General features: G+C 62.6%; 20 protein-coding genes. 9 read left to right on the plus strand and 11 right to left on the minus strand.

The window, feature by feature from the left end; genetic code table 11:
- Positions 1 to 17 precede the first annotated feature (17 nt).
- Positions 18 to 2,246: an NADP-dependent isocitrate dehydrogenase gene (locus tag D0B32_RS19985; RefSeq protein WP_117336014.1), complete on the plus strand. Its 2,229-nt coding sequence runs from the start codon at positions 18 to 20 to the stop codon at positions 2,244 to 2,246.
- A gap of 218 nt (positions 2,247 to 2,464) precedes the next feature.
- Here the strand turns inward: D0B32_RS19985 and D0B32_RS19990 are convergent, their stop codons facing one another.
- Both D0B32_RS19990 and D0B32_RS19995 read right to left on the minus strand, forming a co-directional pair.
- A complete protein-coding gene (locus D0B32_RS19990; RefSeq protein ID WP_117336015.1) occupies positions 2,465 to 2,692 on the minus strand; it encodes a hypothetical protein in 228 nt (75 codons plus the stop codon).
- Positions 2,693 to 3,064: 372 nt separating this feature from the next.
- A complete protein-coding gene (locus tag D0B32_RS19995; protein ID WP_181969852.1) occupies positions 3,065 to 4,279 on the minus strand; it encodes a LanC-like protein in 1,215 nt (404 codons plus the stop codon).
- 248 nt (positions 4,280 to 4,527) lie between these two features.
- Between D0B32_RS19995 and D0B32_RS20000 the strand changes: the two genes are divergently transcribed.
- Complete coding sequence (locus tag D0B32_RS20000; protein ID WP_117336017.1) at positions 4,528 to 5,175, plus strand: glutathione S-transferase family protein; 648 nt, start codon at positions 4,528 to 4,530, stop codon at positions 5,173 to 5,175.
- A gap of 116 nt (positions 5,176 to 5,291) precedes the next feature.
- On the opposite strand, the gene mctP is transcribed toward D0B32_RS20000, so the two are convergent.
- From mctP to D0B32_RS20015, 3 genes are all read right to left on the minus strand, one after another.
- Complete coding sequence (mctP, locus tag D0B32_RS20005; protein ID WP_117336018.1) at positions 5,292 to 6,767, minus strand: monocarboxylate uptake permease MctP; 1,476 nt, start codon at positions 6,765 to 6,767, stop codon at positions 5,292 to 5,294.
- The gene (locus D0B32_RS20010) at positions 6,764 to 6,961 is read right to left on the minus strand and encodes a DUF3311 domain-containing protein (protein WP_117336019.1); all 198 of its coding nucleotides are present in this window, start codon (positions 6,959 to 6,961) and stop codon (positions 6,764 to 6,766) included. The genes mctP and D0B32_RS20010 overlap by 4 nt, the downstream gene beginning before the upstream one ends.
- A gap of 137 nt (positions 6,962 to 7,098) precedes the next feature.
- Positions 7,099 to 8,121, minus strand: a complete 1,023-nt coding sequence (locus D0B32_RS20015) for a Crp/Fnr family transcriptional regulator (protein ID WP_117336020.1) — start codon at positions 8,119 to 8,121, stop codon at positions 7,099 to 7,101.
- Between the two features lie 167 nt (positions 8,122 to 8,288).
- Between D0B32_RS20015 and D0B32_RS20020 the strand changes: the two genes are divergently transcribed.
- Positions 8,289 to 8,678 (plus strand): hypothetical protein, encoded by a 390-nt coding sequence (locus D0B32_RS20020; protein ID WP_117336021.1) that lies wholly within the window; start codon positions 8,289 to 8,291, stop codon positions 8,676 to 8,678.
- 32 nt (positions 8,679 to 8,710) lie between these two features.
- Here the strand turns inward: D0B32_RS20020 and D0B32_RS32615 are convergent, their stop codons facing one another.
- Both D0B32_RS32615 and D0B32_RS20025 read right to left on the minus strand, forming a co-directional pair.
- Entirely contained in the window at positions 8,711 to 8,869 is a 159-nt protein-coding gene (locus D0B32_RS32615) for a hypothetical protein (protein WP_181969853.1), read from the minus strand.
- Positions 8,862 to 9,197, minus strand: a complete 336-nt coding sequence (locus D0B32_RS20025) for a transposase (protein WP_220444947.1) — start codon at positions 9,195 to 9,197, stop codon at positions 8,862 to 8,864. The genes D0B32_RS32615 and D0B32_RS20025 overlap by 8 nt, the downstream gene beginning before the upstream one ends.
- A gap of 335 nt (positions 9,198 to 9,532) precedes the next feature.
- Between D0B32_RS20025 and D0B32_RS20030 the strand changes: the two genes are divergently transcribed.
- Both D0B32_RS20030 and D0B32_RS20035 read left to right on the plus strand, forming a co-directional pair.
- Positions 9,533 to 10,441 (plus strand): glycosyltransferase family 9 protein, encoded by a 909-nt coding sequence (locus tag D0B32_RS20030; protein WP_117336022.1) that lies wholly within the window; start codon positions 9,533 to 9,535, stop codon positions 10,439 to 10,441.
- Complete coding sequence (locus tag D0B32_RS20035) at positions 10,438 to 11,880, plus strand: hypothetical protein (RefSeq protein ID WP_117336023.1); 1,443 nt, start codon at positions 10,438 to 10,440, stop codon at positions 11,878 to 11,880. Before D0B32_RS20030 ends, D0B32_RS20035 begins: the two co-directional genes overlap by 4 nt.
- A 149-nt stretch (positions 11,881 to 12,029) precedes the next feature.
- Here the strand turns inward: D0B32_RS20035 and catC are convergent, their stop codons facing one another.
- From catC to D0B32_RS20050, 3 genes are all read right to left on the minus strand, one after another.
- Positions 12,030 to 12,320, minus strand: a complete 291-nt coding sequence (gene catC, locus D0B32_RS20040; RefSeq protein ID WP_117336024.1) for a muconolactone Delta-isomerase — start codon at positions 12,318 to 12,320, stop codon at positions 12,030 to 12,032.
- 121 nt (positions 12,321 to 12,441) lie between these two features.
- Positions 12,442 to 13,350: a catechol 1,2-dioxygenase gene (catA, locus tag D0B32_RS20045; RefSeq protein ID WP_117336025.1), complete on the minus strand. Its 909-nt coding sequence runs from the start codon at positions 13,348 to 13,350 to the stop codon at positions 12,442 to 12,444.
- A 47-nt stretch (positions 13,351 to 13,397) separates the two neighbouring features.
- Positions 13,398 to 14,555, minus strand: a complete 1,158-nt coding sequence (locus D0B32_RS20050) for a muconate/chloromuconate family cycloisomerase (protein ID WP_117336026.1) — start codon at positions 14,553 to 14,555, stop codon at positions 13,398 to 13,400.
- A gap of 101 nt (positions 14,556 to 14,656) precedes the next feature.
- Here D0B32_RS20050 and D0B32_RS20055 point away from each other — a divergent pair, with 101 nt between their 5' ends.
- Positions 14,657 to 15,562, plus strand: coding sequence for a LysR family transcriptional regulator (locus D0B32_RS20055; RefSeq protein ID WP_117336027.1), 906 nt, complete (start codon positions 14,657 to 14,659; stop codon positions 15,560 to 15,562).
- Between the two features lie 6 nt (positions 15,563 to 15,568).
- On the opposite strand, the gene D0B32_RS20060 is transcribed toward D0B32_RS20055, so the two are convergent.
- Complete coding sequence (locus D0B32_RS20060) at positions 15,569 to 16,168, minus strand: TetR/AcrR family transcriptional regulator (RefSeq protein ID WP_117336028.1); 600 nt, start codon at positions 16,166 to 16,168, stop codon at positions 15,569 to 15,571.
- 206 nt (positions 16,169 to 16,374) lie between these two features.
- Between D0B32_RS20060 and D0B32_RS20065 the strand changes: the two genes are divergently transcribed.
- The 3 genes from D0B32_RS20065 to D0B32_RS20075 all read left to right on the plus strand — a co-directional run bounded on the left by D0B32_RS20065 (position 16,375) and on the right by D0B32_RS20075 (position 19,311).
- Positions 16,375 to 17,151, plus strand: a complete 777-nt coding sequence (locus D0B32_RS20065; protein ID WP_117336311.1) for an SDR family NAD(P)-dependent oxidoreductase — start codon at positions 16,375 to 16,377, stop codon at positions 17,149 to 17,151.
- Positions 17,152 to 17,700: 549 nt separating this feature from the next.
- On the plus strand, positions 17,701 to 18,534 hold the full coding sequence (locus tag D0B32_RS20070) for a transporter substrate-binding domain-containing protein (RefSeq protein ID WP_117336029.1): 834 nt from the start codon (positions 17,701 to 17,703) through the stop codon (positions 18,532 to 18,534).
- A 60-nt stretch (positions 18,535 to 18,594) separates the two neighbouring features.
- On the plus strand, positions 18,595 to 19,311 hold the full coding sequence (locus D0B32_RS20075) for an amino acid ABC transporter permease (RefSeq protein ID WP_117336030.1): 717 nt from the start codon (positions 18,595 to 18,597) through the stop codon (positions 19,309 to 19,311).
- Positions 19,312 to 19,325 lie beyond the last annotated feature (14 nt).

Below are 19,325 nucleotides of genomic sequence, written 5' to 3' on the forward strand. Positions count from 1 at the left end.
CTAGCAACGCCTCAGACATGTCTACATCGCCGAAGATCATCTATACCCTCACCGACGAAGCGCCGGCTCTGGCAACTTACTCACTGCTCCCGATCGTCAAGGCTTTCACGCGCTCGTCGAACGTCGCCGTTGAAACGCGCGACATTTCGCTGGCTGGCCGGATCATCGCCGCATTCCCGGATTATCTGACCGCGGAGCAAAAGGGGTCGGACGATCTCGCCGAACTGGGTGCACTGACCACCCGTCCGGAAGCGAACATCATCAAGCTGCCGAACATCAGCGCGTCGGTGCCGCAACTGAAGGCGGCCATTGCCGAGTTGCGCGAGCAGGGCTACAAGCTGCCGGCCTACCCGGACGTCGCGACGACGGACGAAGAGAAGGACGTCAAGGCACGCTACGACAAGATCAAGGGCAGCGCCGTGAACCCGGTGCTGCGCGAAGGCAATTCGGACCGCCGCGCGCCGCTGTCGGTGAAGAACTACGCGCGCAAGCATCCACACAAGATGGGCGCATGGACGGCGGATTCGAAATCGCACGTGGCGCACATGAGCAACGGCGACTTCTACGGCAGCGAAAAATCCGCGCTGATCGCCACCGCTGGCAACGTCAAGATCGAACTGACGGCCACTGATGGCACGAAGAGCGTGCTGAAGGAAAAGACCGCGGTCAAGGCAGGCGAGATCATCGACGCGTCCGTGCTGAGCAAGAAGGCGCTCTCCAGCTTCATCGAAGCGCAGATCGCCGACGCGAAGGCCAACGACGTGCTGTTCTCGGTGCACCTGAAGGCCACCATGATGAAGGTCTCGGACCCGATCATCTTCGGTATCGTCGTCTCGGTGTTCTACAAGGACGTGCTCGCGAAGTACGCGGACGCGCTGGCAAAGGTCGGCTTCAATCCGAACAACGGCATTGGCGATCTGTACGCGCGCCTGAAGGATCTGCCGGCCGAAACGCGTGAAGCGATCGAAGCGGACATCAAGGCGCAATACGCGCAACGCCCGCACCTGGCCATGGTCAACTCGGACAAGGGCATCACCAGCCTGCACGTACCGAGCGACGTGATCGTCGACGCGTCGATGCCGGCGATGATCCGCGAGTCGGGCAAGATGTGGGGCGCTGACGGCGCGCTGCACGACGCCAAGGCAGTGATTCCGGATCGCTGCTATGCAGACGTCTATCAGGCGGTGATCGAAGACTGCAAGAAGCACGGCGCTTTCGATCCGGTCACGATGGGCAGCGTGCCCAACGTCGGCCTGATGGCACAAGCGGCGGAAGAATACGGTTCACACGACAAGACGTTCCAGATCAAGGCGAACGGCGTGGTCCGCGTGACCGACGAAGCCGGCAAGGTGTTGCTGGAGCAGCCGGTTGAAGAAGGCGACATCTTCCGTATGTGCCAGACCAAGGACGCGCCGATCCAGGACTGGGTGAAGCTCGCCGTGAACCGTGCCCGCGCCAGCAACACGCCGGCCGTGTTCTGGCTGGACGCAGCGCGCGCCCACGACGCGCAGATCATCAAGAAGGTCGAGCAGTACCTGAAGGACCACGACACGAGCGGCCTGGATCTGCGCATCCTGACGCCTGTCGAAGCGACGAAGTTCTCGCTGGAACGCATCCGCGCGGGCAAGGACACGATTTCGGTGACCGGCAACGTGCTGCGCGACTACCTGACCGACCTGTTCCCGATCATGGAACTGGGCACGAGCGCGAAGATGCTGTCCATCGTTCCGCTGATGGAAGGCGGTGGTCTGTTCGAAACGGGCGCAGGCGGTTCGGCGCCGAAGCACGTTCAGCAGCTCGTCGAAGAAGGCTTCCTGCGTTGGGACTCGCTGGGTGAATTCCTGGCGCTGGCCGCTTCGCTCGAACACCTGAGCAACGCGTACCACAACCCGAAGGCACAGGTTCTGGCCAGGACGCTCGATCAGGCAACCGGCAAGTTCCTCGACAACGACAAGTCGCCGGCACGTAAGGTGGGCGGCATCGACAACCGCGGCAGCCACTTTTACCTGGCCATGTACTGGGCCGAGGCACTTGCCGCGCAAACCGACGACGCTGAACTGGCAGCGCAGTTTGCCGGCGTCGCGAAGGCGATGGCCGACAACGAAGCGAAGATCGTGGCGGAATTGGGCGCGGCGCAAGGCAAGCCGGCCGACATCGGCGGTTACTACCGTCCGAATGGCGAGCTGACGAGCAAGGCGATGCGTCCGAGCGCAACGCTCAACCAGATCGTGGATTCGGTCGCCTAAAAGTGCTTTGGCGCGAAAGCGCGAAGCTGGCGCGTGCATGCAGTGAGCACGTGCAAGCGCAGTAACCGCCGCGGGCGGGTTGTGCGGATGGTGTGACGCAGTTTGGGTGGCTCGGTTTGAGCCACCCGGTGACTGAGCACACCATCCGCCAGCCCGCCCGCGGCACGTTTACGTTGGCCACGCGCCTATTACGCGTCTATTACGCGCTGATCACGCGCTCAAACGTGCACGATTTCCCAATCGTCGATCTTGTCGGGGATTTCCATCGTGGAGGTGTCCGCTTCCGAGAGATGCGGGCAGCACACGCCACGGGCGAGGTCGTCGGCCGCGTGCTGCGGGCTGGCGAATTCGCCGAGCGTCTCATTGCCGAACGACGCTTCCCAGCCGTCCTTGCCGGGCAGAATGTAGAACGATCCTTCCGTCGAACCAAAGCGAAAGCCTTTCATTTTCAGTCTCCCAGTTCTCAAAGAAAATCATGCGATTCCGAGGCTGTTCCGCGCACGAAGCGCGGCGTAGCCAATCCTTGATCGTTGCGAACCGGTGAGTTGCTCTTCGCCGATCCCGCCGCCATACCGCCGGCTCATGTAAAAGAGTCTACGTGAGCGAGGCGCGGGTGAAGCTTTGAGATCGGGTTCTTTCTAATAAAAATTATCGTTGTAAATCAATTGTTTAATGGTTTTGTTCCGTATTATGGAATGAGTTATGGCATCGCGAAATGGCCGTTTTGTGCCATGCACCACGATTTTTCGCAGAGCAATCCATCGTTCCGCATCGTGAAATTTTTGCGTTTGGTGTGAGGAATCGTCCCACTTGCCGGGTTATGTGCCATAAAACACGTCGAGGGTCGGGTACGCCGCCGCGCCGCGCAGGCAGTCCCAGAGGAACACCGCGAAGCCGGGATCGCCGGTCCAGAGTGAATAGCGCAGCCGTCCAAAGCGCGCTTCGTCGGCCTCCGTTTGCGCGATGCCATGCATCGCAAAGGCTCGGGCGCGCTGCAGCCATTTGATATTGCCGGTGCGCTGGTAAAGGCAGAGGAAGGCGTAGCCATTGCCGCCGGTGCCGTGACAAAGGTTCGATCCTTTGGCGAGAGGCCCCGCGGCCCACGCCGCTTCGCCGCCCGCCAGCAACAGGGAATCCAGTTCACGGTTCGGCAAATGCGCGAGGCACACAATAAAGCCCGGCGCGCCATGACAGAACTGCATGAGCATGCGCGGCTGCCATCCTTCAGGCGGGAACAGCACGGCGCGCCAGTTGGCCTGATCGCCTTCAACGGTTGCGGTGCGACTAACGGTATTGACGATGCAGCGCTGCCACTCCTGCCATTCGGAGGCCTCGAGCAAATGCCGTCCGCGAATCAGCGGCGCTGCGGTGGCGACGAAGCCATGCACGCCATCGAGGTAGGTGGACTGTTCGCCGTACAGGTCCTGGGTCCAGTAGTGACAGCCGTGCTCCTCGGACCACTTCAGCTCCGACCATAGCTGCGCGGCCGTTTGGCGAAACAGCACGGCCCAGCGTTCATCATGCGTGCGTTCATGCAAAAACGACGCGGCGAGCAACGTACCCGGCGAGCCCCACATGAGTTCGCGCGTCGGATTGCGCAGGTTGGCGGTCATCAGTCCGGCGATTCGGTCCGCCAACTCCGCGCGCGGCGCGCGAGCGTAGTCCATCATCAGCCACGGCGTTTCGCCCATCATCCACGACGCGAAATCGTCGCTGCCTTCGTCGACGAGCCATCGGCGATTCTGCTCACGCAGCGCGTCGGCGTTTTCGAATGGGTCGCGCGTGAGTTGCAAGGCGCCGACCGCTCGCAGGTAATCGAGTGCCCATACGACGCCACCTGCACCGTGGTAGAACGGCATCGCGGGCGCGGCGGTGTCCGCGTTGTCGTCGTCGCGTGGATGCACGGGCCAGCCACCGTCCGGCAGCCGATGCGCTTCGGTTTCGCTGACGATGCGCGCGATCGTCCGCCGAACCCGCGCCTCGTCCCATGCGAGGGTCTGCAGTGGTTCGTGACGGGCCGGGTCGAAAAGCATGCTTACCTCGTGGTTGGCTTTGGCGGGTGCAGCGCTGCGCGCCGCAAATTGGACGGGAGTCGGGCAACGCGCTTGCGTCGACGCGAACGCTATCCGATCATCTAACGGGTGCGCCTCGCGTTGCCACGCTTCACCGCTCTTGCCTGACATTCAAGCTGCGAACGTTAGACGAGAACGCGCGCGTTGTCCAAGTACGTTTGCCCGCCTGCGGCCGGACGGCTGCGGCCTCAACCTGACGGAGTCGCTTGATGACCTACACGCTTTACTATTCGCCGGGCGCCGCCAGCATGGCTGTGCACTGGATGCTGATCGAAGCGGGCATTCCATTCGAGGCGCGCCTGGTCGATATCGACACGGGTGCTCAGCACGATCCCGCCTATCTGCGCCTGAATCCGGCGGGGCGCGTGCCGACCCTGGTCGTGGACGGCGTGCCGCGTCACGAGTCCGCTGCCTTGCTGATGCTGCTGGCCGAGCGTCATCCAGACGCGGGTCTCGCGCCGGACCTCGAGTCGCCGGAGCGGCCCGAGTGGTACGAGATGATGGTGTTTCTCGCCAACACGTTGCTGCCCGCCATGCGCGACTGGTTCTACGCGGATAGCGACGGCGATCCTGCCGGCGCCGAGGCGGTTCGGGCACTCGCGGAGCGGCGCATTGAAGCGGCGTGGGATCGTCTCGATGCGCACCTCGCAGACGATCGCGCGTGGCTCATCGGCGACCGGCTCAGTACCGTGGATCTGCTCGCCGTGATGCTGATGCGCTGGTCCCGCAACCAGCCGCGCAAAGCGATCAACTGGCCGCATCTTGGGCCATACATCACCCGCTTGCGGGCGTTGCCGTCGTTTATCGAACTGAACGCGAGGGAAGGGCTGACAGAGTGGAACAACCCTGTGAGCTAGGAAGCCGTCACGCGGGGATATAGCGGCAGGAAGCAGTGTGAAACGCCACCGCCGTGCACAGGAAAGCACGGCGGCAGCGCAGAGACAGGCGGACGCGAGAACCGCCAGAAGATTGCTTAAACGCTGGCGCGCCTGGGCGTGATGAAGGACAGCACGAACGCCACCACGATATTCGCGGCCAGTGCGATCAGGCCGATATACATCGGGTAGGTTGCATCGCCCAGATGCAGCGCGAACACCGGCTTGAGACCCTGCGAGATGGCGAGGCTCGTGCCGAGCACGATCCCGACCAGCCAGCCGAGGAACAGACTCGGTGTATTCAACCGGCGCGTGTACAGCGAGAACACGATGGCCGGGAAGATTTGCAGGATCCACACGCCGCCGAGCAACTGCAGGTCGATCGCGTACTGCGTGGGCAGGAACACGATGAACAGTAGCGCGCCGAACTTCACCACCAGGGAGACGATCTTCGCGGTCGAGGCTTCCGCCGCCGGCGTCATGTTCGGCGAAACCACCGGACGCCACAGATTGCGTGTGAACAGGTTTGCCGCACCAATCGACATGATCGCGGCCGGCACCAGCGCGCTGATCGCAATCGCCGCCGCCGCAAAGCCGACGAACCACGACGGGAACAGCGTACCGAACAGCGCCGGCACGACATCCGAAGCCGACTTCACGTGCACGCCCGCAGCAATTGCCATGTAGCCGAGCAGCGCGATCAGACCGAGCAGCAGCGTATAGGCCGGCAGGAAGATCGCGTTCTTGCGCACGGTTTGCGCGGACGACGACGACAGCACCGCCGTCATCGTATGCGGATACATGAACGCAGCCAGCGCCGAACCCAGCGCGAGCGACGCATACGCCGTGAACTGGGTCGGCTTGAGGATGATGCCGGTCGGGCCGCCCTTGGCCTTGAAGTACGTATCAGCCGCGTCGAATACATGCGCGTAGCCGCCGAGCTTGGCGGGAATCAGCCACACCGCCGCGATCACCACGATGTAGATCATGATGTCCTTGACGAAGGCGATCATCGCCGGCGCGCGCAGGCCGCTCGTGTACGTGTAGAGCGCAAGGATCACGAAGGCGACGATCAGCGGCATTTCGCCGGTCACGCCGAGGCCCTTGATCACCACCTGCATGCCCACGAGCTGCAGCGCGATATACGGCATGGTGGCGACGATGCCGGTCAGCGCGACGGCCGCCGGGAACCACTTGCCGCCGTACTCGCCGTGCACGTAGTCGGCTGCGGTGATGTGGTTCTTCGCATGCGCGATCTTCCACAGCTTCGGCATGACCGCGAACACGAACGGATACACGATGATCGTGTACGGCAGCGCGAAGAAGCCGTAAGCGCCCACCGAGTACACCAGCGCGGGCACGGCGATCACGGTATAGGCCGTGTAGAAATCACCGCCCACGAGGAACCACGAGATGATCACGCCGAACTGGCGGCCGCCGAGGCCCCACTCGTGCAATTGCGTGAGATCACCGGCCTTCCAGCGCGCGGCGAAGAAGCCAACCACGGTGACGAGCAGGAAGAAAAAGATGAAGACGGCCATCGCGACCGGATTGACTGGAATCACGTCACTCATTTGAGACCTCGATACACGACGTAGATCAGCAGCGACGTGAGCGGGACCCACAGAAACTGATACCAGTAAAAGAACGGAAATCCGGCGAACGAAGGGCGCGTGTCGTTATAAAACGGCAACCACAACAGGGCCACGTACGGAATGAGCAAGATGAGCCAGAGCCATGACCGGCTGGCTGGTTGGTTTGGTTCCACAAGACCCCTGGATTGAATGCGTTAAACAGAGTACCTGGCGTGTGCCGTGTCGCTGCGGGATCTCAGGCGGGTCCTCTATAGCGACGGTAGCGCATTATCTTAGAATTCTCGGGGTCTTGCCAGGAAGGGCCAACGAGTCAGTCGGACGCTTCGAGGCTCTCGAAAAGACGGTCGCATTCGTGCTTGACCACGCCATAGCACTCGCATGCATGGTGCTCCAGCGAGCGCCGGTCGAGCACCTCGATCACGCCATGCCGGTAATGGATCACCGCCTCGCGCTGCAGCTTGCTGGCCACTTCGGCGACACCCGAGCGGCGCACGCCGAGCATGTTGGCGATCAACTCCTGGGTCATGCGGATTTCGTTCGTTTGCAGGCGGTCGAGCGTGAGCAGCAGCCAGCGGCAGAATTGCTGCGCGACGGTGTGGTGCCGGTTGCAGACAGCGGTCTGCGCCATCTGCGTGATCAGCGCCTGCGTGTAGCGCAGAAACAGGCGCTGGACCGCGCCGCCCAGCGCGAATTCGCGGCGCACCGTTTCGCTGCTGAGACGCAGGGCATTGCCCGCGCTTTGCACGATGGCACGGCTTGGCATGGTCTCGCCGCCCATGAAGAGGGCGACGCCCAGCAGCCCATCGTTGCCAACTACCGCGATTTCCGCCGACGCGCCGTTTTCCATGACGTGCAGCATCGACACCACGGCCGTGGTGGGCAGATACACATGGCTGAGGCGCTCGCCCGTCTCGTAGAGCGTGTGGCCCAAAGGCAGCTTGACGGGAGAGAGATGAGGCGCGAGACGCTCGCGGTCTTCGGAGGGCAGGGCCGCGAGCAGATGATTCTGCTGGATCAACTCCGGGGCGACCTCCGGCTCGTCTTGCGGCTCCGGCAGGGCACCGCGCGCGACACGCTCGACGAGTGCGAGATGCTGCTCGATCGACTGCTCGCGATTTCTTTCCGGCAAAAGGCTGAGCACCGCGGCGCGCAGATCGGCATGGCCCAGCACATCCAGCAGTTTGAGTTTCGTGAGGGTGCCGAGGTCGCTCTTGCCGGTTCGCCACGCGGAAATCTGCGCACGCGAGAGCCCGAGACTGTCTGCAAGTTGGGCATCGCTACCGAACTGGCCCTTCGCTTTTACATCGTCGAATAGAGCGGTCCAATCATTCATTGCGTTCGATAGCGAGAAAGGATGTCAAATTGACTTGACGCGTATGGGGTATAGATGGAAGAATTGTTAATTGCTAAAAGCTGTCAAATTTATTCGACACTTATAGCATAACCGCGCATCTATTGCGATGACTGGGCAAGCCTCGTCCCCTCGCCAGAGGCGTTTCTATGGGACTGCCCGTGAAGCCGCTTCTCTCTGTTCGCCTCCCCGCCGCGTTGACTTTGCACGGACCCGAGGTCGAGGTTCGCGAAGCGCTGAGCAGCGAGCAGTTCGATGCTCGCCAGGTCGAATTCATTCAGGCCGTGTTCGGCTACTCGGCGCTGTTGGCAGAGAGCGCGCGCAAAACGCCAACCGCCGACGCGTTTCTCGCTGCGGTGGTCAATCTGCTGGAAACCTTGCATACGAACGCGCCCGACGAGGCGTCGGTGTGCGCGCTACGTCTGCAACAGATCATCGGCGCGATTTTCTCGCCCGGGATGCCGGCGCTCATCGACGGCGTAAGCCAGGCGGATGGCGCCCACAAAACTGACGGCCAGGACGGAGCCAGCGCGCTTTAAATCGGGCCGTCCTGTCTCAGGCCGTCATCGCCTCAACCAAACCACACGAGCACCGCCAGCAACAGCGTGACGGCTGCGCCGAGCGTGAGGCCGGTCCAGATCAGCAGATCGTCCCGGCGGCTCATGCCGCGCACCGGGTAGCGGAGCGCGGGGTTTGCGTCCGCCGGGGCCTTGCGTGCGCGCTCATTCATACGTGCGCGCGTCGAGACTCGCGTCCTTGAGCAGGCTTTTGATCCGGTCGAGCAGTCCGTCACGCCGCCAGGCAACGTACTTCGTATAGCAGGTCTGGGCCGGCGGATAATCTGCGGGTAGCCAGTGCCATTTGTAGTGGTTCTGCTCGACCCACAGAATCGCTTCGACGATTTCCCGTTCAGAGCGGCGCGGACGACCGCGTTTGGCGTCGGTGCATCCAAACAGATGCTCGATGCGCTGCCAGTCCTGGTTCGAGAGACGTGGTAAGTCGGGTAGCGTCTCCCAGAACGCAGGGGCACTCCCGCCGTGGTGATCTGGCGTTGCCATTGTGTTACCCCTCCCAGCATTTTTTATTTGATTTACCCAGTGCATGTGTGACCGCGCTACATGCCTTGCCTCTGGCGCGTTGACGCTCGCGCCTAGCCCTTTTCGAGACAAATCTGAGTCATCGCATTTTTAGCTTTCAACGGCATTGCGTCAAGTGAAATTGACGGAGTGTCGTTTCAGCTTGCGAAATTGAGATCGTGCGTAATCTTCAGTAAACGATCCTGTAATCTCATTAATATGTTCCGGCTCTAGACTGCTCGGGGTTCAGACGGCGGCATGCCGTTCTGGGCGGGCAAGCGTTCCCCCACCCGTGGGCGCGTTCTTCGGACGTCTCTATGTGGCCGGCTGTTCAATCAGTCTCGCGCGTCGCGCTGGTTCTTTCCCCTGCCATCGGCGATTCACTGCTGATGATGACCATTGCGCGCAATCTTCGGCAAAACGGCGTCTGCGTCACGGTGTTTGGCCGGCAGATCCAGTCCCTGCGGGACTGGTTTCCGGACATCGCCACGGCGGCGGAACTGGATTCGGATCATCTCGAAGCCACGCTCGCGCCTTTCGACACCGTCATCCAGATGCATCGCAACAAGCCGTTTGCCGGGCTGGAGCAATACCATCCCCGCGTCATGCTGCTCGATCATCTGTGCCGGGTTCGTTCGTGCGAGTCTATGGCGGATCGTCTGACGCGTTTTTGCCGTGACGAACTGGGCCTCGCGCGCGTGCACAAGAGCAATGGCATGACCGCGCCGCCGCAATGGCAGCACCGGAAATATCCGCTGCGGGTCGCCATTCACCCCACCGCCAGCACCGCGGACAAATGCTGGCTGCCGTCGCGCTTTATTCGCCTCGCGCTCAAGCTGCGCGAGTTGGGCTTCACGCCGGAATTCGTGGTGGCGCCGCAGGAGCGCGCCGACTGGATTCATGTGGAACGGTATGGCCTGTCGCTGCCTGATCTGGGCTCGCTGGACAACGTCGCCGGATGGATCTTCGAATCCGGCTGGTTCATCGGCAACGATTCAGGCATCGGCCATCTGGCCTCGAGCCTGCATATCCCTACGCTGTCGCTCTTCATGCGCCGTGGCATCGCGCACACCTGGCGGCCAGGCTGGGGGGCAGGGCATGTGCTGATAGGCAGCACGTACCTGCCCACCGGATTTCTCAAAGAGCGCTACTGGAAGTACATGTTGTCCGTGCGGCGCGTCTCGCGCGCCTTCGAGCAACTGCGCACCAACCCTCACTTTGCATGAATTCAACGCACTTCGGCACGGCATCCGGCGCAACGCGCCCTTCTTCCCAGGCGAACTCCCACGCGGTATTTCTCCACACGGGTTATCGGACCGCCGGCACCTGGCTGTGGTCCTGCTTCCGTCAGCTCGATACCGTGACCGCGTACTACGAGCCGCTGCACGAAATGCTCGCCACGATCGACGCCGCCAAGCTCGCCAGCAGCACCGCGGACAGTTGGCACTCCGGTCATCCGGCGCTCGACATGCCTTATTTCCAGGAGTTTGCGCATCTGCTTCAGCCGGTTGACGGCGCAGCAGACAGCGCCGCGTCGAGCGGGAGCGTGCCGGGCATGCCGGGTTATGAACGGCGCTTTGCGGTCGATCGTTTCGACGGCGCGACGCCCGATGGCGCCGAACAGATGAAGGCGTATCTCAACCACCTGATCCGTACCGCGCATCAGCAGGGCCGCGTGCCGGTGTTCAAGTTCTGCCGGTCGCTCGGGCGGCTGCGGTGGTTTCGCGCTGCGTTTCCCGAGGCCGCGCATATCGTGGTCGAAAAGAATCCCATTTCGCAGTGGCAGTCGTGCTGGCAACTGTTCGCGCAGCATCGCAATCCGCACTTCGTCGCGGTGCCGCTTGCCGTGCTCTCGATGAACCGGGACGTGCCGCTCGTCAGGCAGACCCTGGAAGCGTTGCGCATCGAGTTGCCGGTCATGCCGGCGCCCTTGGCCGGCGCGGCGGGCGAGGCCCCGGCCACCTTCGAAGCGTGCATCGATTTTTTCAAGGACCATGTGCAGGCCATTTCGCCCGTTCAGGCGTATCGCGGTTTTGTCGCGCACTGGCTGTTGACGTTGCGGGACGCCGCCACCCAGGCGGACGCGATCTTCGACTGCGATCTGGCAGCCCGTTCGCCAGCCTATCTGGCGAGTGCGGAGCGCTGGCTCGAGGAACTGACCGGGCTCACGCCGTCGTTGGGGACGGTGCGTCGGGACGGCACGTCGGATCGTGGCTGTGGCTTCGACCCGCTCGAAGGACTGCAGGTCCATCTCGATGCCTCGCGTCTCGGCAGAGACCTCGTGCGGAACGGCAGCGTGGAAGCCGACGCGCTTTCGCTGTGGACCAGCAAGCTGGCGCAGGCCACGCAGGTGATGGCGTTCGGTGCGGCAGCCAACTGGCCGCGTGCCGAAATGCCGGATGGGCGCGCGACCCGCATGGTGGATGTTGCGCTGATCGACGGCGCCGGTATCGACGCCGTTCTGCACAGCGAACTCGCCGCTGCGCAAGCGGCGCTCGCCGATGCCCGATCGGAGTTGGCGCGGGTGCAGAACTCGCCGCTGTGGCGTGTATGGGGGCCGCTGCGCAAGCTGTACGGCGCGAAACGCCGGCGCAGCGCACGTCAGGCGTTGCGATCGCGCGCGGCTGCGGCGACACGCCAGAGCGAAGGGAAGGTGTCTGCCTGATGTGGCACGGGCGGCTTGCACACGCTTGAGGCGCTCAGAGGTGCTCAGACGCGCTCAGAGGCTGATAGGTGCGCCGGGCACTCAGAAGCGGTGCCGCCTCGCTCGTTCAGTCAACCACCAACGCGGTGTGCTGCAACGTCTCGCCACGCTCACCGATCATCTTCGCGGATAGACGAAGGATGCCGGCACAGCGCACGTACCGTGACCGTCATATACGGGTAGAGCGGCAACTGCATGAGCAGGTCGTTCAACTGCGCTGGGCTCTCGACGTCGAAGACGCTGATATTCGCGTACTGTCCCGCGATGCGCCACAGGTGCCGCCACACGCCGTCGTTTTGCAACTGTTGCGAGAAGGCTTTTTCATCGGCCTTCAAACGGGCGGCTTTCTCGGGATCCATGTCCGGCGGCAGATTGACCGACATCTCGACGTGAAACAGCATGAATGACTCCTGGTATCAGACAGTGGCGGAGCCACGCAACGCGCGTGCTCCGGCGTAGGGAAAGGTGAGCACATCAAGGCAGACGCATAACCCGACACGAAGCGTCTGCCTTCGCACTCGATCACGCGGCCGCGCGCGGACGTTCGACATCGCAGTCCTGCAGATTATCGCGCTGCTTGAACAACGTGAAATCGAAGTCGATCAGCGTGAATTCGCCGCTGACGCCGTACTGCTTGCCGTCCCCCGCGCCGCCTTGTTTCAACTGCGGTACGAGACCATCGCGCGTGGCGAAGGCGAAGTCGTCCCACAGATACGGGTCGCCGTCGATATTGATCTGCGTGGTCAGTTTGCGATGGCCCGGCGCCGAGATGAAGAAGTGAATGTGCGCCGGACGATGTCCGTGCCGGCCAAGCGCGTCGAGCAGTTGCTGGGTCTTGCCTTGCGGCGGCACTGAGTAGCCTACCGGTACGACGCTGGTGAAGCTGTAGCGGCCGTCGGCGTCGGTGCGGATCGTGCGGCGCAGGTTGAACGCGGGCTGCGACTTGTCGAAGTACGAGTAGTTGCCCAGATGGTTCGCGTGCCACACTTCGACCAGCGCATTGGCGAGCGGCTGGCCGGCCTCATCCACCACCCGGCCGCGCATCACCAGCGGACCGCCCGGTTCGCCATCCTCATCGAGCCGCGCATGTCCCTGCGATTCGGGCGCGCCAGCCACGTACAACGGACCTTCGATGGTACGCGGTGTGCCGCCGCTGATGCCCGCCTTTGCCTCGGCCTCATCGATCCGCAGATCCAGAAAGTGCTCGAAGCCAAGACCCGCCGCGAGCAGACCCAGTTCGCCGGACTGGCCAGCTTCGGCCAGGTAGTTGAGCGCGGTCCAGAATTCATCGGGCTGCACGTCGAGGTCTTCGATCGTGTAGAACAGGTCGCGAATGATCCGGTTCACCACCGTTTTCACGCGGTCGTTGCCTTCGCTGATTGCGCTGTCGTTGATCTTTTGCAGCAGCGTGTCGATGCTTTGCTTGTCCATCTTTGTCTCCATCTATTGATGTAAGGGGGAATCGGTGTTGCGTTGGTTCAGGACGTGAGGACTGTCGCGCCGCGTCGGGTATCGCGGCGCAGACGGTCGATCATTTCCCAGTTCAGCGTGATGCCAAGTCCGGGGCCGTGCGGCAACTGCAGGGCGAAGTTTTCGTAGCGCAACGGTTCGGTGAGGATGTCCTCGGTCAGCAGCAGCGGTCCGAAGAGTTCCGTGCCCCACTGCAGCGAGGCAAACGTGCTGAACAACTGCGCGGAGGCCACGGTGCCGATCGCGCCTTCCAGCATCGTGCCGCCGTACAGTTCGATGCCCGCCGCCTGCGCGATCGACGCGACGCTTGCCGCCGGGCTCAGTCCGCCGGATTGCGCGATCTTGATGGCGAACACGTCGGCGGCGCGCAGGCTGGCGAGCGCGAATGCATCGGTGGGACCGTGCAGCGCTTCGTCGGCCATGATCGGAATACGTGCGAGATCGGTGAGGCGTTTGAGGCTGTGATGCTGCGCAGCGGCGACGGGTTGCTCGACGAGGCTCACGCCGGCGTCCGCCAGGCGTCCACAGGCCCACACCGCGTCCGATTCGCTCCACGCCTGGTTGACGTCGACGCGCACCTCGCCTTGCGCGCCGACGGCTTGCTGGATCGCCACCACGTGCGCCACGTCCTGCGCGACCGGACGGCTGCCTATCTTCAGCTTGAACACGCGGTGCCGGCGCGTCTCCAGCATGTGATTCGCTTCGTCGATATCGCGTTGCGTGTCGCCACTGGCGAGGGTCCACGCCACCTGCACGGAATCCGTCAGGCGGCCGCCGAACAACTCCGAAAGGGGTACGCCAAGGCGCTGCGCCTGGGCATCGAACAGGGCCGTTTCAATGGCGCACTTGGCGAAGCGGTTGCCCTGGAAATGCGACCGCAACGACTGCATGGCAGCACCGGGCCGCGTGGCCGGCTGACCCTTCAGCATGGGCGCGAAGTACGTGTCGAGGTTGACCTTGATGCTCTCCGGGCTTTCTTCACCGTAGGCGAGACCGCCAATCGTGGTGGCTTCGCCCAGGCCGACCACGCCATCCGAACAACGGATGCGCACCAGCACCAGCGTCTGGCAATTCATGGTCGCTACCGACAGCCGGTGCGGGCGAATTGTGGGAACATCGACCAGAATCGTCTCGACGGCTTCGATCGTGATGGGTTGGGTGGTCATGCGTTACTCCATGAATGCGTATCTGCCTGAACCCATGCTACGAACTCCGGCGGCCGCTGTCCAAGACCGATTCCAACTACTTTCATACTCCAGGGGTATAGATGGAACTGCGCCAGTTTCGCTACTTCGTGGCGGTCGCTGAGGAGCAGAATTTCACGCGCGCGGCGGAGCGGCTGAACATGACGCAGCCGCCGCTGTCCCGGCAGATCCAGCAAATCGAAGAAGACGTAGGCTTGCCGCTTTTCGAGCGTGGTTCACGGCCGCTGCGTCTGACCGAAGCGGGGCGGATCTTCTACACGCACGCCAAGCGGCTGGTGGACGAGGCCGATGAAGTGGCGCAACTGACGCGGCGGCTCGCGCAACTGGCGGAGCGGATCGTGATCGGCTTCGTACCGTCCACGCTTTATGGGGCGCTGCCGGCCGTGATCCGCGCGTTTCGCGAGGCCGCGCCGAAGGTAGAGTTGTCGCTGATCGAAATGTTCACGGTGGAACAACTGGGCGCGCTGAAGGGCGCCCGCATCGACGTGGGCTTTGGACGTCTGCGTTTCGACGACGCTCAGGTGACACGCGAGGTGCTGACCGACGAGCCGTTGATCGCCGCGCTGCCCGAGGGGCATCCGCTAGCGGCAGATCATGCGCCGGTCGAACTGGCAGCGCTCGCACGCGAAACCTTGATCGTGTATCCAAGCACGCCCCGGCCGAGCTTCGCCGATCAGCAACTGTCGGCGTTTCACGATCAGGCGCTCGCGCCGTATGCGATCCACGAGGTACGGGAATTACAGACGGCGCTGGGACTGGTTGCGGCTCAGGTCGGCGTGACGCTGGTGCCGCGCAGCGTGGAGGGTCTACGGCCGCACGGCGTGGCCTACCGGCCCATGTCGAAGACGAGTGTGTCGTCGCCGATCATCATGAGCCGGCGCTTGCAGGACAACGCACCGTCCACCAATCTGCTCTGTGAAATCGCGCGCGAGCTGTTCGCGCGTGATGGCAGCGATGGCGCTACATGAGGCGTATCAGCCAGCGACTTTTTTCTGTTCCTGCTTGACGTCCTGACTGAGGATCAGCGCCAGCGAAGAGGCGAGGATCGACTTGGCCAGCGTGTCGTCATCCACGGTGCGCGCCAGCGTAACGGCGCCGACGATGGTCGCCACGATGCCGAGCCCGGCCTGTTCGTCGTCGCTGCCGACGGTCTTCGCCACGCGCCGCGCGAGTTGCTGGACGTAATGCGTGAGCAGCGCACGGACCTCGGCATTCGAATGCCGCGCTTCGCCCGCGAGGGCACACAGCGCGCAGCCGCCGCCTGCGTCTTTGGCATGACGCTCGCTCAGGAAGCCCTCTGCAATGGAGGCGAGCTGCGTCTTGCCGGCGTCCTGCGCATGCGGCGCTGAACCTGCCAGACGCTTCGCGCTCTGGTCGAGCGCGTGTTCCAACGCTTCGAGAATCAACGCGTCGCGCGACGCGAAGTGTCCATAGAACGCGCCATGCGTGAGGCCTGCGCCACGCATGCATTCCGCGACCCCTAGCGCATCGATGCCGTTTTCACGGATCTGCCGCGACGCCACTTCCAGCACGCGACGTTTGCTCTCGGCCTTTTGTGCCTGCGAATAACCCATGTCATCCCTCACAACGCTTGACAATCTGCATGACGAGGATAATACTGAAAATGTGCATGATGATCAACATACAGATCCGCCGCAGGTGGATTGATCATCACGGTGCTTGGCGCGCGGTGCACTTCTGCGCCGCGCAAAATGGTTATCGCGCCTTGCTGGGCGCGGCTTTCGCCGCTTCGGGCGGCGTACGCAACAGGAGATGGATCATGCGTTTTTCAGGCAAAACGGCTTTGGTGACGGGCGGCAATAGCGGCATCGGTTTCGCGGCGGCGCGAATTTTGATTGCCGAGGGTGCCCGCGTAGCGATCACAGGGCGCGACCGCGCCAAGCTGGACGCTGCGGCCAAGGAACTGGGCGACGGCGCGCTGGCAATCCAGGCGGATCTGGACGATCCGAACGCCATCGAACCGCTGTTCGCGCAGATCGGCAAGGCCTTCGGCTCGCTCGACATCGTGTTTGCCAACGCAGGCATTTCCGGCCCGACGCCGCTCGGCGGCACCACGGCGGCGGCTTTCGAAGCCATCCTGCGCACCAACCTCACTGCGGTTTTCCTGACAGTGCAGGGCGCCTTGCCGCTGATGAAGTCCGGTGGCTCGGTCGTCCTGAACGGCTCCGTGATGCGTGAGCTGGGTGCCGTGGGTACGTCAGCGTATTCGGCTACCAAAGCAGGCGTGACGGGGATGGCAAAAGTGTTTGCCGCCGAACTCGCACCGCGCGGTATCCGCGTCAATACGGTGATCCCGGGCGGCACCCGTACGCCGATCTGGACACGCGGCGCACGTGCAGGCGCGACGTTGGAGCAAACCGAAGCCGCGCTGTCGCCGCGCATTCCGCTGGGCCGCCTCGCGGATCCGGAAGAGGTAGCAAAGGCTGCGCTGTTCCTCGCCTCGGACGATGCCTCGGGTATCACGGCAGCAGAAATCGTCGTCGATGGCGGTTCGACGGGCGCACCGTACGGCGCGCCGATGTATCGCCAGGGTTGAACGCTGAGCCGATAGATTTGCCCTGAATCCACGCGCCTGGCGTCGTCATGCGGTGGACCATTAGGAGTGGAAGCACAGGATGCTTTCACTCCTTTTTTTCTGGGATTTGCGGTCCTTTTGGCGCTTTAGGGGCAGAGGGAAGATCGCGAATCACGCTGCCGGCTGGTGACGATTGCGGCACGCATTCCCCCGAAAATCATTGTACTTTCTTGTAAGTTAGGATGCCGTATCAATAGACGTACTACTCTTAACACGAAAACTGCTGCTCAGTTGCTGGCGCAACTGTCCATCCTGAGCGCGGCTGCGCGCCGTCTCCATCCAGCCCCCACTCAAGACGGCCAAAAGCACTGGTGTATACCCCATTGCAATGATTTTTTTCCCGTGAAACACTGCGCTTCATCTGCTGTGTCGGACATTGGTCCGGTATATCAGACGACGGCGACCGATGATTAGCGCAGCGCATCCCCATTGGAAAACTCGCGCTCCGGCCTTTGCCGCTCACCGATTTCGTTCATGCACCGACTTCTCACTTCAGACCGGGAACCCAAAATGAGATTTGTCAGAGGAAGCGCAAGATTCGCAGGTTTGTTCGCTGTTGCCGGTCTGCTCATGCTGACGGCCTGCACCAAGGTCGCGCCGCCGCAAGGCGGCGGCCTCGCCGATTCCGCGCTCAAGCAGGTCCTGCAGCGCGGCACGTTGCGCGTCGGCGATTGCCTGACCTTTGCGCCCTTTGGCTTTTATAACAAGGACGGCCAGCCGGACGGCTACGACGTCGACCTCGCCAAGGAACTCGCCAAGGAAATGGGTGTGAAGCTCGAAGTCGTAAATACGACCAGCGCCAACCGCATTCCTAACCTGCAAACGGACAAGGTCGATGTGGTGTTCTGCAACTTCACGCGCAACCTCGAACGCGCGCGGGAAATCGCTTTCACCAACCCCTACGTGGTGGCGAGCGAAGCTTTGCTGGTGAAGAAGAGCAGCGGCATCAAGTCGATCAATGACATGAACGGCAAGACCATCGCCACCGTGAAGGGCTCGACCAACGGCGACGAAGTGCGCGCGCTGAACATGCAGGTGAAGATCCAGGAATTCGACAGCTCGCAGGCGGCGATTCTCGCCGTCAAGCAAGGTCAGGCGGACGCGATGATCGAGGACAACAACTTCCTTGCCTATCAGGCGTCGCTCGATCCGGATCTAACCGTGACCAACGAGGCACTCGTGCCGCTCGAGTACAACGCGTTTGGCGTCAAGGCGGGCGATCAGGTGTGGCTGAACTACCTGAACCTGTTCCTCTTCAACATCAACGCCTCGAAGATGAACGCGCAGTTGTACAAGAAGTGGTTCGGCGCCGATCCGCGCTTCCCGCTCAATCCGCAGTATTGAGAACGCGCTTGAGGACGCGCGGCTGCGCGTTTTCAAGGTCGCCTGAAAGACGGAGAAATCATGAGCTATGAATGGCTAAACATTGCGGGCTACTGGAGCGACTTCGTCCGCGCCGCGTGGCTCACGCTGCAGATCACGCTGCTGTCCTTCGTGCTGGCGATGGCGCTTGGCTTGATCACGGCGTTGGCCAGCGCATCGCGCTCCAGGGCACTGCGCACGCTGGCGAGCATCTACATCGAGGCAATTCGTAACACGCCGGTGCTGCTGCAGATTTTCATCGTGTTCTTCGGCTTGCCGTCGCTTGGGATCACGCTGAACGCCTACACGGCAGGCGTGATTGCACTGGGTGTGAACGTGGGCGCGTATCTGGCCGAAGTGTTCCGCGCCGGCATCCAGTCCGTGCCGCGCGGACAACTCGAAGCGGCGTCGATTCTCGGCCTTAGTCGCCAGCAGATTTTCGTGGAGGTGGTGTTGCCGCAGGCGGCGCGCGCGGTGTATCCGGCCATCGTCAATAACCTGATCCAGTTGCTGCTCGGCACCTCGCTGCTTTCGGCGATCGCATTGCCGGAATTGAGCGGCACGGCAACCGTCATCAACGCACGCACGCTGCTTTACATTCAGACGTTTGCCATCACGCTGGTCGCGTACCTGGTGTTGAGCAACCTCCTTTCGTGGGTGGCGGGCTTGATTGGCGCACGCGTCTTTCACCCGCCACTCGTGATCAAGAAACCCACGCGCCGCCCGTTGTTCCTGGCGCGCCAGGCAGACCGCACGTGAGTGCCGAGGAGGAG

The organism is Paraburkholderia sp. DHOC27 (assembly GCF_003429005.1).
In the GTDB taxonomy this organism is placed as follows: Bacteria; Pseudomonadota; Gammaproteobacteria; order Burkholderiales; family Burkholderiaceae; genus Paraburkholderia.

Coding starts and splice junctions, on each gene's coding strand:
- D0B32_RS19990 (WP_117336015.1), bottom strand. CDS start 2,692: ATGAAAGGCTTTCGCTTTGGTTCGACGGAAGGATCGTTCTACATTCTG.
- D0B32_RS20030 (WP_117336022.1), top strand. CDS start 9,533: ATGTGGCCGGCTGTTCAATCAGTCTCGCGCGTCGCGCTGGTTCTTTCC.
- D0B32_RS20060 (WP_117336028.1), bottom strand. CDS start 16,168: ATGGGTTATTCGCAGGCACAAAAGGCCGAGAGCAAACGTCGCGTGCTG.
- catA (WP_117336025.1), bottom strand. CDS start 13,350: ATGGACAAGCAAAGCATCGACACGCTGCTGCAAAAGATCAACGACAGC.
- D0B32_RS20025 (WP_220444947.1), bottom strand. CDS start 9,197: ATGGCAACGCCAGATCACCACGGCGGGAGTGCCCCTGCGTTCTGGGAG.
- D0B32_RS20035 (WP_117336023.1), top strand. CDS start 10,438: ATGAATTCAACGCACTTCGGCACGGCATCCGGCGCAACGCGCCCTTCT.
- D0B32_RS19995 (WP_181969852.1), bottom strand. CDS start 4,279: ATGCTTTTCGACCCGGCCCGTCACGAACCACTGCAGACCCTCGCATGG.
- D0B32_RS20020 (WP_117336021.1), top strand. CDS start 8,289: ATGGGACTGCCCGTGAAGCCGCTTCTCTCTGTTCGCCTCCCCGCCGCG.
- D0B32_RS20070 (WP_117336029.1), top strand. CDS start 17,701: ATGAGATTTGTCAGAGGAAGCGCAAGATTCGCAGGTTTGTTCGCTGTT.
- D0B32_RS20075 (WP_117336030.1), top strand. CDS start 18,595: ATGAGCTATGAATGGCTAAACATTGCGGGCTACTGGAGCGACTTCGTC.
- D0B32_RS20055 (WP_117336027.1), top strand. CDS start 14,657: ATGGAACTGCGCCAGTTTCGCTACTTCGTGGCGGTCGCTGAGGAGCAG.
- D0B32_RS20065 (WP_117336311.1), top strand. CDS start 16,375: ATGCGTTTTTCAGGCAAAACGGCTTTGGTGACGGGCGGCAATAGCGGC.
- D0B32_RS20015 (WP_117336020.1), bottom strand. CDS start 8,121: ATGAATGATTGGACCGCTCTATTCGACGATGTAAAAGCGAAGGGCCAG.
- D0B32_RS19985 (WP_117336014.1), top strand. CDS start 18: ATGTCTACATCGCCGAAGATCATCTATACCCTCACCGACGAAGCGCCG.
- D0B32_RS20000 (WP_117336017.1), top strand. CDS start 4,528: ATGACCTACACGCTTTACTATTCGCCGGGCGCCGCCAGCATGGCTGTG.
- catC (WP_117336024.1), bottom strand. CDS start 12,320: ATGCTGTTTCACGTCGAGATGTCGGTCAATCTGCCGCCGGACATGGAT.
- D0B32_RS20050 (WP_117336026.1), bottom strand. CDS start 14,555: ATGACCACCCAACCCATCACGATCGAAGCCGTCGAGACGATTCTGGTC.
- mctP (WP_117336018.1), bottom strand. CDS start 6,767: ATGAGTGACGTGATTCCAGTCAATCCGGTCGCGATGGCCGTCTTCATC.
- D0B32_RS32615 (WP_181969853.1), bottom strand. CDS start 8,869: ATGAATGAGCGCGCACGCAAGGCCCCGGCGGACGCAAACCCCGCGCTC.